General features: G+C 71.1%; 6 protein-coding genes. 1 reads left to right on the forward strand and 5 read right to left on the reverse strand.

Translation table 11 applies throughout. From position 1 onward, the window contains the following. Nucleotides 1-9: 9 nt before the first annotated feature. On the forward strand, nt 10-855 hold the full coding sequence (locus RAH40_RS11950; RefSeq protein ID WP_306597764.1) for an EamA family transporter: 846 nt from the start codon (nt 10-12) through the stop codon (nt 853-855). 604 nt (nt 856-1,459) lie between these two features. Here the strand turns inward: RAH40_RS11950 and RAH40_RS11955 are convergent. The 5 genes from RAH40_RS11955 to RAH40_RS11975 all read right to left on the reverse strand — a co-directional run bounded on the left by RAH40_RS11955 (nt 1,460) and on the right by RAH40_RS11975 (nt 12,518). Next, a complete protein-coding gene (locus tag RAH40_RS11955) occupies nt 1,460-1,777 on the reverse strand; it encodes a hypothetical protein (RefSeq protein ID WP_306597765.1) in 318 nt (105 codons plus the stop codon). Between the two features lie 397 nt (nt 1,778-2,174). Then, the gene (locus RAH40_RS11960; RefSeq protein WP_306597767.1) at nt 2,175-5,939 is read right to left on the reverse strand and encodes a phosphoribosylformylglycinamidine synthase; all 3,765 of its coding nucleotides are present in this window, start codon (nt 5,937-5,939) and stop codon (nt 2,175-2,177) included. 76 nt (nt 5,940-6,015) lie between these two features. Then, complete coding sequence (locus tag RAH40_RS11965) at nt 6,016-10,761, reverse strand: hypothetical protein (protein WP_306597768.1); 4,746 nt, start codon at nt 10,759-10,761, stop codon at nt 6,016-6,018. 9 nt (nt 10,762-10,770) lie between these two features. Next, on the reverse strand, nt 10,771-11,286 hold the full coding sequence (locus tag RAH40_RS11970; RefSeq protein ID WP_306597769.1) for a chemotaxis protein CheD: 516 nt from the start codon (nt 11,284-11,286) through the stop codon (nt 10,771-10,773). Nucleotides 11,287-11,288: 2 nt separating this feature from the next. Then, the gene (locus tag RAH40_RS11975; RefSeq protein ID WP_306597770.1) at nt 11,289-12,518 is read right to left on the reverse strand and encodes a hybrid sensor histidine kinase/response regulator; all 1,230 of its coding nucleotides are present in this window, start codon (nt 12,516-12,518) and stop codon (nt 11,289-11,291) included. Nucleotides 12,519-12,533: the final 15 nt, after the last annotated feature.

The raw sequence follows: 12,533 nt of genomic DNA on the forward strand, positions 1-12,533 counted from the left end.
AGTTGGGGGATGGTCTTTCTTCTCGCCGTCTCCCTCCTCTGGGCCCTCTCCTTCGGACTGATCCCCCGGGTCAGTCCGCTGGGGGCGCCCTTCGTGGCCGCCGCCCGGTCCCTGCTGGCCCTGGCCCTCTTCCTGCCCTTCGTGCGGATCAGGGGCCTGGCCCGGCGGGACGGGTTCGCGCTGGCCCTGGTGGGCGCGCTTCAGTTCGGCCTGATGTACGTCTTCTACACCGCCAGCTTCCGGTGGCTGCTGCCCAGCGAGGTGGCCCTCTTCACCATCTTCACGCCCATCCTCGTGGCCCTGGCCGACGATGCCCTCTCCCTGCGCATGTCCTGGTCCGTGCTGGGCGTGGCGGCGCTGGCCGTGGCAGGCACCGCGATCTGCCTGGGCGCGCGGGTGCGCCAGGAAGGCGTGCTCCTGGGCTTCCTCCTGGTCATGGCCTCCAACGCCTGCTTCGCCCTGGGCCAGGTGGGGTACCGGCGCCTGGCGCGCCGCCTTGGAAGGCCCGACCGCCAGCTCATGGGCCTCCTCTTCACCGGCGCCGCCCTGGTGACCCTGGCCATGGCCGTGCCCGGGATCGACCTTCCCCGCATCCGGCAGGCCTCCGCTTCCCAGATCCTGGTGCTCGCCTACCTGGGCCTGGTGGCCTCGGGGCTGGGCTTCTTCCTCTTCAACACCGGCGCCCGCAAGGTGGACGTGGGCACCCTGGCGGTCTTCAACAACGCCAAGGTGCCCCTGGCCATCCTGGCTTCGGGCCTGGTGTTCGGGGAGCGGGTGGAATGGATACGACTCGCGATGGGGGGTGGGGTGATCGCCTTCGCACTGGCTCTGAATGCCACTATTCGTGGAAGATGAATAATTCTGTTGCAAAGTGGCGAGGCCATCACTAATTTCTGTAAATGCCCACGGCCCGCCTCATCACCCACCGGCTTGACGCAGATGATCCGGACATTTTTCCTTGAATTTAATTTCAATACCATTTTACAGCACCAACAAAATTGGCTCTCCATTGTCCAGCGCAAGCATTTGATATCGTAAAAATCTATTACGACAGGTGATATTTATGATTCGTTTTTTATCCTATATTACTTTAGGTTTTACATTTCCCTTCACGGGCGGCCTAACAGCAGGAGCGCCCGCCCAGGGTGCCATGCCCGCGGAAGTCGGCCCCGGAACCTGCGATTGGGGGATTTCGCTTCTGAATGGGGGCCGCTCCCGTTATAAGAGCCGGTGCCGTAACGGGGGGAATCATTGCAGGGCTTGGGGGACTGGTTTCCTCTGCCGTTCCGGGCGGTATCGAGCTTAGAGATAAATTCAATAGGAACGAAGAAAACTGGAAGGCTAATTTCCGTGCCATCCAGAACTATTCGGACACCAATTGCGCGGGCAATAAACCCGACATAAGTTATTAAACCAACAACTACTCACTGCATAATAAGGACCCACCAATGGCATTAACTCAACCAAGGTTGATTGCATCGAGCATGGTTTTCATTGTTGCCGTCACCACACCAATTTTTATAAAAGCTATTGATATTGAAAGTTGTCTTAACAAACTTCCATTCGTCATCCAATTCCTATTATCGAATATTATGGCATTTGGATTGTTATCTATATTCATAACAATAATAAAAGCTGTCGTGCGCATGCTGAAATCAAAAACCGTCAGGCCTGGTGAGGATTTCCCCAAATAAGCCTCGAAGGCACTTGCCTTATTCACCAACCGCCAACCAGAGTGGCATGAACAACCTCCGGCCCACGGGCGTCCAAGATCCACAGTATCCCCTCAGCGGGGTATCCAACGCTGATGATAATTGGGTTAATGCAATTTTTGCTTTTCCTTGGCGCCTCGGCGTTAAAATTTTCCTAGGTTATGCCGACGCAAAGATTACTCGCGCCGAGGCAACCGGCAAAAAGCCTAACGCCGAGGCGCCGAGGGGACCGAGGATCGCAGAGGAAAAGCCCAAAAGCCTTTTGCAGATCAGCACGTTCGGATGGACGGGGGTGGCTGAGGGGATACGGTCCACAATGGGACCTTCCCCGGATCCGGCACGTCACCGCTTCCCAGTTTCGGGTGCTCGCCTACCTGGGCCTGGTGGTTTCCCTGTGCGATTCCGGGGAAAAACCGAGCGGGACGGAATACGCCCTGCCCTTGGACCTGGGATGACCCCCATTCACCGGAAGTAGTCGACGCCCGCCCTGAAGATCTCCATGTCCTTGTCCCCCGGCACGTTGTACCACACGTGGGGTGTGTAGCGCTCGGGGTGCGCCATCTTCCCGAAGACCCGGCCGTCGGGGCTCGTGAGGCCCTCGATGGCCAGGGAGCTGCCGTTGGGGTTGAACTCCAGGTCCAGGGTGGGTTCGCCCCGGTCGTCCACGTACTGGGTGGCCACCTGGCCTCGGGCCAGGAGGTCCTCCAGCACGTCGGCGGGGCCCACGATGCGGCCCTCGCCGTGGGCGATGGCCACGGTGTGGACGGCGCCGGGCTGGAGCCGGGAGAGCCAGGGGCTGCCGTTGGCCACCACGCGGGTGCGGGCGAAGCGGCTGGCGTACCGCAGGCTGTTGAAGGTGAGGGTGGGGCTGCGGGGGTCGAGGTCGCGGATCTCGCCGAAGGGCACGAGGCCCAGCTTGATCAGGGCCTGGAAGCCGTTGCAGATGCCCAGCACGAGACCGTCGCGCTTCCCGAGCAGTTCGTGCACGGCGTCCTTCACCCGGGGGTTGCGGTAGGCGGCGGCGATGAACTTGCCGCTGCCCTCGGGCTCGTCGCCGGCGGAAAAGCCGCCGGGGATCATGAGGATCTGGGCCCGGGCGATGGCTTCGGCCATGGCGTCCAGGGATTCCTCCACGGCCCGGGCGTCCAGGTTGCGGAAGACCACGGTCTCGGCCACGGCCCCGGCCCTTTCGAAGACCTGCGCGGTGTCGTACTCGCAGTTGGTGCCGGGGAAGACGGTGAGGACCACCCGGGGACGGGCGAGGCCCAGGGCGGGCCCCCGGGGCGCATGGAGCACGCGGGGCTGGAAGGGCGGCAGCGCCGGGGCTGCGCCCTCCAGGCGGGTGGGGAAGATGGGCTCCAGCGGCGCCTCCCAGGCGGCCATGGCCCGGTCCAGCGGCAGGACCATGCCCTTCGTGCGGATCACGGGCTCGGCCCGGGTCGTGCCGAGGCGGGTCCAGGCGAGGCCGTCCAGCAGCTCCTCCAGGTCGCCGTCGAGCTCCAGCACGAGGGCGCCGGGGCGGGGGGCGAACCAGTGGGAGGGTTCGCGGCACTCCAGTTCGAGCCCCACCCCGTTGCCGAAGGCCATGATCGACAGGGCGGGGGCGAGGCCGTCCATGCCCACGGTGCGTGCGGCCAGCACCCTGCCCTCCCGCACGAGCCGGGCGGCGTGGGCGTAGGTCTTGTCGAGCACCTCCCAGTCGGGGAGGGCCTCCTCGGTGCGCAGGAGGTCGATCAGCACCACGGCGTGGCCGGGGCCCTTGAACTCGGGGCTGGTGACCTGGTCGGCCCGCACCACGTCCACGGCGAAGGCCACCAGGGTCGGGGGCACGTCCAGGTCCTTGAAGGTGCCGCTCATGGAGTCCTTGCCGCCGATGGCGGGGGCGCCCAGGGCCATCTCGGCGTGCAGGGCCCCCAGGAGGGCCGCGAAAGGCCGGCCCCAGCGCACGGGGTCGCCTGCGGGCTTGCCGAAGTATTCCTGCAGCGTGAAGCGCAGCTTGCGCGGGTCCGCGCCCACCACCGCCAGGCGCGCCGCGGCCTGCACGTGGGCCCACACCGCGCCGTGGAAGGGGCTCCAGCGGCTGAGGGCGGGGAAGTAGCCGTGGCTCATGGCGCTGGCCGACAGGGTCTCGCCGTCCTGCACGGGGAACTTGGCCACCATGGCCTCGCCCGGCGTGCGCCGGAGGCGCCCTCCGAAGGGGGCCAGCACGGTGCCTGCGCCGATGGTGCAGTCGAACTTCTCGCCCAGGCCGCGCTGGCTGCAGGTGTTCAGGTCAGCGAGGCCCTCCAGCCAGCGGCGCTCCAGGTCCTCCGGGGCCACGGGGGGCGCGGCGAAGGGGGTGGCCGCGGCGGGGGACTCGATGCGCACGGAGGTGAACTGGGCGGCGCCGTTGGTGTCCAGGAACTCGCGGGAGAGGTCGGCGATGGTGCGGCCGCGCCAGGTCATGCGCAGGCGCGGCTCCTCCGTGACCCGGGCCACCAGGGTGGCCTCCAGGTTCTCCAGGGAGGCCAGGCGGAGCACCTCCGGGGCGTCCTCCGCGGCCACGGCCACGGCCATGCGCTCCTGGCTCTCGGCGATGGCCAGTTCGGTGCCGTTGAGGCCTTCGTACTTCCGCGGGATCACGTCCAGGTCGATGACCAGGCCCGGGGCCAGCTCCCCGATGGCCACCCCCACGCCGCCGGCGCCGAAGTCGTTGCACTTCTTCACCAGCCGGCAGAAGGCGGGGGAGCGGAACAGGCGCTGGAGCTTGCGCTCCATGGGGGGATCCCCCTTCTGCACCTCGGCGCCGCAGGTGTCGATGGAGTCCTCGGTGTGGCTCTTGGAGCTGCCGGTGGCGCCGCCGATGCCGTCGCGGCCGGTGCGGCCCCCCACCAGGATGATCACGTCGCCGGGCGCGGGCTCCTCTCGGCGCACCTGGGCCTGGGGCACGGCGCCCACCACCGCGCCGATCTCCATGCGCTTGGCCACGAAGCCCGGATCGTAGTACTCCGTCACCTGGCCCGTGCACAGGCCGATCTGGTTGCCGTAGGAGGCGAAGCCCTGGGCGGCCTCCTGGGTGATCTTGCGCTGGGGCAGCTTGCCGGGGAGGGTGGCGTCCATGGGGACCCGGGGGTCGCCCGAGCCCGTCACCCGCATGGACTGGTACACGTAGGAGCGCCCGCTGAGCGGGTCGCGGATGGCCCCGCCCAGGCATGTGGCGGCTCCGCCGAAGGGCTCGATCTCGGTGGGGTGGTTGTGGGTCTCGTTCTTGAACATGAGCAGCCAGGGCTCATGGCCGCCGGGAGCCGCCGTGTTGTCCACGTCCACCACCACCGAGCACGCGTTGATCTCGCTGGTGAGCTCCTGGTCGTCGAGCTTGCCGGCCCTGCGCAGGGCCCGGGCGGGGAGCAGCGCGATGTCCATGAGGCACTCGGGGCGGTCCGCCAGCTCCTCCCCGAAGACCTCGGCCCGCAGGTCGCGGTAGGCCCCGTAGGCGCGCCGGATGGGCCGGGCCATGGGGCCGTCCTCCACGGCCACGTCCGTGACCCGGGTGAGGAAGGTGGTGTGCCGGCAGTGGTCGGACCAGTAGGTGTCCAGCAGGCGCAGCTCGGTCTCGGTGGGGTTGCGGCCCTCGCCCCGGAAGTAGGTGCGAGTGTGCTCCAGGTCCGCCAGGGTCATCGCCAGGCCCATGCGGGCATGCAGTTCCTCGAGGAAGGAGGGGCCGCCCTCGTTGAAGCCGTCCAGCACGGCCACGGCGGCGGGCTCGGGCAGGACCGGGGTGAGCGTCGCGGGCTTGTGCCAGGAGGCCTCCCGGCTGTCCACGGGGTTGATGAGGAAACCCCGGATGCGGTCCATGTCCCCGGGCGCCAGCGCGCCCCGGAAGACGAAGACGTGGGCCCCGGCCACCGCGGGCCGCGCGCCGTGGGACAGGAGCTGGAGGCACTGGGCGGCGCTGTCGGCCCTCTGGTCGTACTGCCCGGGCAGGTACTCCACGGCCAGGGCCGTCTCCTCCGGGCCCACGGGCAGTTCCTCGTCGAACACCGCGTCCACCGGGGGTTCGGCGAAGACGGTCCAGCGCGCCGCCTCGAGGTGGGCCGCGGAGAGGCCCTCCACGTCGTAGCGCGCCGCGAGGCGCACGCCCTCCAGGCCCGTGATGCCCAGCTGCTCGCGCAGGTCGTGGCGAAGCTTCTCCGCCTCCACGGCGAACTCGGGCTTCTTCTCCACGAACAGGCGGCGGATGTCGGGCATGGGGGGTTCCCTGTCAAAACAGAACGGCCGCCCGAATGCGGCCCCGTGTCCCCTAGAATATAGCAAGAACGCGGTATTAATGGTTCAATGCAAAGCCCGTGGCCGAGGCCCCGCACGCCATGATGTCCGCGGGCGTGCCGGCCGCCACGAGGTCCCCGCCCTGGGGCCCACCCCCGGGGCCCAGGTCCACGACCCAGTCCGCGGCGCGCACCAGGTCCAGGTCGTGCTCCACGGCCACCACCAGGTTGCCGCCTCCGGCCAGCCGGCGCAGCGCCGCCACCAGGCGCTCCACGTCGCCGGCCCCCAGGCCCCGCGCGGGCTCGTCCAGGAGCACGGCGGCGCCTTCCGGAGGCGCGGCGAGGATGGAGGCCAGGCGCAGGCGCTGCCATTCCCCGCCGGAGAGTCCCGGGCCGGGCTGCCCCAGGCGCAGGTAGCCCAGGCCCACCCGGGCCAGGGCGTCCAGGGGCCCCGCCAGGACCGGGTCGGACCCGAAAAGGGCCAGGGCCTCCTCCACGGTCGAGGCGAAGACCCCGGCGATGGACCGGCCCTCCAGGAGACACTCCAGGACCTCGGGCCGGAAGCCCGCGCCCCCGCAGGTCTCGCACCCCACGGTCACGTCCGGCAGGAGGTCCATGGCAACGGTGAGCACCCCCCTGCCCTCGCAGGCTTCGCAGCGCCCTCCCGCCGAGGCCGTGGAGAAGTGCCGGGCCGCGAGCTTCAGGGCCCGTGCCCGGGGGGTGGCGGCGAAGCGCCGGCGCAGGGGTTCCGCCAGGCCCGCGGCGGTGGCCACGGTGGTGGACCAGCCCGGGCCGGAGCCCCCCTGGTCCAGGACCTCCACGCGCCGGAGGGGGATGTGGACCCGCAGCTCCCCGCAGCCCACCGGGCCCCGCCCGGCCAGGAGGGAGCGCAGCGAGGCCGCCAGGACGCCCCGCACCAGGCTGGACTTGCCGCTGCCCGAGACGCCCGTGACGGCCACCAGGGCCCCCGCCGGCAGGTCCACGTCGAGGCCGCGCAGGTTGTGGAGGTTGGCGCCGCGGATGGACACGCCGGGGGAAAGCGAGCGCGCCGGGGCGAACGCGGCCGGGGTCCGCCGCGCCAGGATCCGGCCGGTGTGCGAGGAGGCCGGGAAGGAGCCCGGGGCGCCGTGGCCCGTCACCCGGCCGCCTTCGGGTCCCGCCCCGGGGCCCAGCTCCAGGATGTGGTCGGCCCGGGCCACCAGGGCCGGGTCGTGCTCGACCACCACGACGGCGTTGCCGGCGTCGGCCAGGCCGCGCAGGACCCCCGCCAGGCGCGCGGTGTCCCGGGGGTGGAGGCCGAGGGTCGGCTCGTCCAGCACGTAGGTGACGCCCGAGAGGCCCGAGCCCAGGGACGCGGCCAGCCTCACCCGCTGGGCCTCGCCGCCGGAGAGGCTCGCCATCTCCCGCCCGGGCGCGAGGTGCCCCAGGCCCGCCTCCTCCAGGGCCGCCAGGCGGGGCAGGATGTCCTCCCGCAGGGCCGCGGCGGGACCGGACAGGTCCAGGGACCGGAACCAGGCCCGGGCCGCGGCCGCGGGCATGCCCGCGAGTTCGGGCAGGCGCAGCCCCGCGAAGGCGGCCCCCCGGGACCGCGGGTTCAGGCGCTCCCCGCGGCAGTCCGGGCAGGGGGTCTCGGCCAGGAGCTCCGCCAGGCCCTCGCCCTTCTCCAGGTGCACCCGCTCGTACTCGGTGTCCACCAGGGCGGCGAAGCCCTCCCAGGGGGTGGCGAGCCGGTGCACTCCCTCGCGCCTGCCCCGGCGGTAGGCCCACTCCACGTCCAGGATCCCCTCGCAGCCGCGCATGGCCACGGTCCGGGCGCGGGCGTCCAGCCCGCGCCAGGGGAGGGTGAAGTCCAGCCCCAGCTTCCGGCCCGCGGCCAGGAGGGTGGCGACGTACCTGCCGTCGGGCTCTCCCAGGTAGGCGCCGAAGCGGGTGCCGTCCATGGCGCCGGCGCCGAGGGGCAGGTCCGGGGCCGTCACGAGCCGCTCCGGGTCGCAGGCCTGGAGGAAGCCCAGGCCCTTGCACCGGGGGCAGGCCCCGGCTTCGGCGTTGGGCGAGAAGGCCGAGGCGGGAAGCGGCTCCGACCCGGCCCTGGACCAGAGCATGCGGTAGAGTTCGTCCAGCTCCGTGACGGTGCCCACCCGGGAGCGGGGGTTGCGCCGGCCCGAAGCCTGGGGCACGGCCACGGCGGCCTGGAGGTTGCGGGCCGAGACGAACTCGGCCCCGCCCTTGCGGGGCAGGAGCCGGCGCGCCCAGGGCGCCACCAGGTCGTTGAACCGGTTGAGGCTCTCGGCCAGCAGGGTGTCGAAGGCCAGGGAGCTCTTGCCCGAACCCGAGGGTCCGGTGACCACCGTGAGACCTCTCGCCGGGAAGGCGGCGTCCACCTCCCGCAGGTTGTGGGTGGTGACGCCCCGGAGCTCCATGGGCGGGGCGGCGGCCGGGGCGGGCGGGGACGCCGCGGGGAGGGGGAAGCCCCGCAGCCCCGCCCCCGTGAGGGAGCCAGCGCAGGCGGCCACCGCGGCGGGGGGTCCGGCCACGACGATGCGGCCGCCTCCGGGACCGCTGCCGGGCCCCAGGTCGATGACGTGGTCGGCGCGCAGGATCACGTCGGGATCGTTGTCCACCACCAGGAGGGTGTGGCCGGCTTGGGCGAGGCGGTCCCAGGCCCGCAGCAGCACCTGGGTGTCGGCGGCGTGGAGCCCCGTGGTGGGCTCGTCCAGGGCGATGAAGGCGGTCCCCTTCCCCGCCCGGGCCAGCTCCGTGGCCAGCTTGACCCGCTGGGCCTCGCCGCCCGAGAGGGTGGTGGCGGGCTGGCCCAGGGGCAGGTACCCCAGGCCGCAGTCCAGGAGGGCCGTGAGGATGCGGGCCAGTTTCGGCTGGTCCCCGAACACCTCGGCGGCTTCCCGGACGCTGCACTCAAGCACGTCGGCGATGCTCCGGCCCCGGAAGGGAACGGCCAGGACCTCCGGGTGGAACCGCCGCCCGGCGCAGGCGCCGCAGGGCACGGACACCGTTCCCAGGTGCTTCATGCCCACCTCCAGCACCCCGGCCCCTTCGCAGGTCTCGCAGCGCCCTCCGGGCGTGTTGAAGGTGAAGTGGCCCTTGCCCAGGCCCGCGGCCCGGGCCTCCGGGGTGGCGGCGAAGAGGGCCCGGATCAGGTCGAAGGCGCCGGTGTAGGTGGCGGCGTTGGATCTCGGGGTCCGGCCGATGGGGGACGCGTCCACCAGAAGCGCCGGGCGGCGTCCGGCGACGTCCTCCAGGAGGGAGGTCTTGCCGGCCCCGGAGACGCCGGTGACCACGTTGAGGCCGCCCTCCACCAGCTCGATGGCGAGGTCCTGCAGGTTGTTGCGGCACAGGCCCTCGATGCGCGTGCGGGGCCCCTCCCGGGGGGTCCGGGGCGGAGGGCGGAAGCCGCCCCGCAGCCAGGTGCGGGTGGGGGCGTCGCCCGGTTCCAGAAGGCCCGCCGGGGGGCCGCTGTAGAGCAGGCCTCCGCCCTCCCTGCCCGGACCGGGGCCCAGGTCGACGATCCAGTCGGCACCCAGGGCGACGACGGGATCGTGCTCGACCACCACCACGGTCTGGCCCTGGTCCCGCAGCCGGCGCAGCACGCCCAGCAGGCGCGCCGCGTCGCCCGGGTGGAGGCCGGCGGAAGGCTCGTCCAGCACCAGCAGGAGGCCCCGCAGTTCCCCCAGGGCCAGGGTGAGCAGGCGCAGGCGCTGGGCCTCCCCCAGGGAGAGGGTGGGCGCGGGGCGGTCGAAGGCCAGGTACCCGAGGCCCAGTTCGGTCATCAGGGCGGTGCGGGCCAGAAGGTCCTCCCGGATGGGCGCAAGGACGCCGGCCCCGGGACCGGAGGGCTCCAGTCCCGCCAGGAATCCGTGGAGTTCCGAGGCCGTCCTGCGGGCCAGGTCCGTGATGGCCAGGCCCCGCCACCGGACCGCCAGGGCCTCCGGACGCAGCCGCGCCCCCAGGCACGATGAGCAGGGGGTGGTGCGCACGTAGCGCAGGATGGAGTCGTTGCGCTTGCCCCGGAGGATCTCCTCCATGACCGGCGCGAGGCCCCGGTAGAAGCCGTCCTGGCGGGGGCGGGCGGTGATGCCGGTCCACTTGAGGCGGGATTCCAGGGGGTGCTTGCCGTAGGGAACCCGTAGGCGCTCCGAGCCGAACAGGACCACGTGCCGGGCCTCGTCCCCCAGGTCCCGCCAGGGGACGTCGACGGAGCCTCCGTGGGCCCGCAGCACCTGGTCCAGCACGTCCAGGGTCACCTGGGAGTACATGAGGTAGCCGTTGGGCGTGCTCACGTGGAGGGCCCCCTGGCGCAGGCTGCGGGCGGGGTCGGCCACCAGGAGGTCCAGGTCCAGCCGGTCCTCCACCCCCAGGCCGGCGCAGGCGGGGCAGGCGCCCTCCGGGCCGTTGAACGAGAAGAGCCCCCGCGTGGGAGGGACCGGCCCCTTCCCGAGCCGCGCGAAGAGGAGGCGCAGCAGGTCCCACACCTCGGTGAGGGTGCCCACGGTGGAGCGGGGATTGGCCAGGGCCGCGCGCTGGCCCACGGCCACGGCGGGCCCCAGCCCGGTGATGGAGGCCACCGCCGGCCGCGCCAGGCCCCCGGTGAACTGCCGGGAGAAGGAGGGGAGGGTCTCCAGGAACCGCCGCTGGCCCTCCCGGAAGAGGGTGTCGAAGGCGAGGGAGGACTTGCCGGAACCCGACACCCCGGTCACGACGGTGATGCGGCCCCTGGGGATCGCCACGTCCACGCCGCGCAGGTTGTGCTCCCGCGCGTCCCTGACGACGATCCAGCCATGGTCCTCCATTGGAGGATTCTAGCGCGGCCTGCCGTCGGGGAGGTCCAGGGGCTTGCCGTCGATGCGCTTGAGGCGGGACATGAGGACGGTCCCTGTGCGGGTGTTGAAGATGACCTTTCGCCCCACGTCCCCGCCCACGTCCGAGGCCACGATGGGGATGCCGGCCTCCTGGAGCAGCTCCCGGGCGACGGCGATGTTCCGTTCGCCCACGGTGACGGCGCCCTGGCTGTTGCCGATGACGTTGCCCCCGCCGAAGACCTTGGCCACCAGCCGCTCCCGGGTGCAGCCCCGGTCGAGCATGGCCCGGATCAGCTTGTCGATGGCGATGTTGCCGTACTTGGGCGTGGGCAGGCCGTCCCCGTTCCACAGGGCCAGCATGTAGTGGTTGATCCCCCCCATCTGCATCGTCGCGTCCCAGAGGCACACCGCCACGCAGGACCCCAGCACCGTCGACACCTCGAACTCCTGCCGGTGCGCGAACACCATGCAGGGGTAGAGGTAGTGGCTGGGGACCTTCTCCAGGACCTGGTCCATGGTCAGAACGCTTGCGGCTCGTCGAAGATCAGGATGTTGTCGTCCTGGGCACGGGCTTCCGGGTCCGCCAGGGACAGGGCCCTGGGCAGGACGACGCGGAAGAGGCTGCCCCGGCCGGGTTCGCTGTCGACGTGGAACCGTCCGTCCAGGATGTCCACCAGGGCCCGCACCACGACCAGGCCCAGGCCCTGGCCCCGGGCCACCTTGAAGGATCCCCCCTTGTTCCGGAAGGGCTCGAAGATCGCCTTCAGGCCCTCCCCGGACATGCCCGGACCGCCGTCCTGGACTTCCAGGACCAGGCCGGCCTCCGTCACCTCGGCGCGCACCTCGAGGGCGCCCCCCCCGTGCTGCACGGCGTTGGAGACGAGGTTGGCGAGGATGTGGTGGAGCATGTCCGCGTCGGTGTGCCAGTCCGCCTCCAGGCCCTGGAGGCTGATGGCCACGCCGAGCCCCCTTTCCCGGGCCTTGGGCTCGAAGGAGGCCGCCACGTCCCGCACCACGGAGCCCACGTCCACCCTCGAGATGAAGGGGCTGGCCTCGCCGGCCTCCACTTCCGCGGCGGCGAAGACGTTGCGGATCTGGCAGTCCAGGTGGAACGCCTCGTCCTTGACCAGGAGCGCCAGCTCCCGGGCCTTGCCGGGGGGCAGGGCCGGGTCGGCGATGCTGTCGGAAAGGGCCATGATGCTGCCGAGGGGGTTGTTGATCTCGTTGCGCATGAGGGCCAGGAAGCGGGTCTTGACCTCCTCGGAGTGCTGGAGCTTCTCGTTGAGGGCCAGGAGGTTCCGGTTCATGGCGCTGGCGTCGTGGAGGGCCTTGCCCAGGCTGTCGCGGCTCTCCTTGAGCTCCTGCGTCCTCCGGCGGATGGCGAGATGGGTCTTCACCCGGACTTCCAGCTCCTCGTACTGGACGGGCTTGGCCAGGCAGTCCACGGCGCCGGCGTGGAACGCCCGCACCCGCTGGGTGGTGCCCAGGAGGCCGCTCATGACGATCACGGTGGGAGGCCCGTCCCCGGACTGGGCCAGGAGTTCCCGGCAGACGTCGAAGCCGTTCATGCCGGGCATGGACAGGTCCAGGAGGACCAGGCCGGGTCTTTCCCGGAGGGCCACCTCCAGGCCCAGGGCGCCGTCGGGGGCGTCCAGCACCCGAAGGCCGATGCCTCCCAGGAAGGCCCGCAGGGCGACCCGCAGGCCCGCGTCGTCGTCGATGACCAGGATGGTATCCGTGGGCTCCATGGCTTGCTCCGGGCT

Origin of the sequence: Geothrix sp. 21YS21S-2, from assembly GCF_030846775.1 — a bacterium.
GTDB lineage: Bacteria > Acidobacteriota > Holophagae > Holophagales > Holophagaceae > Mesoterricola.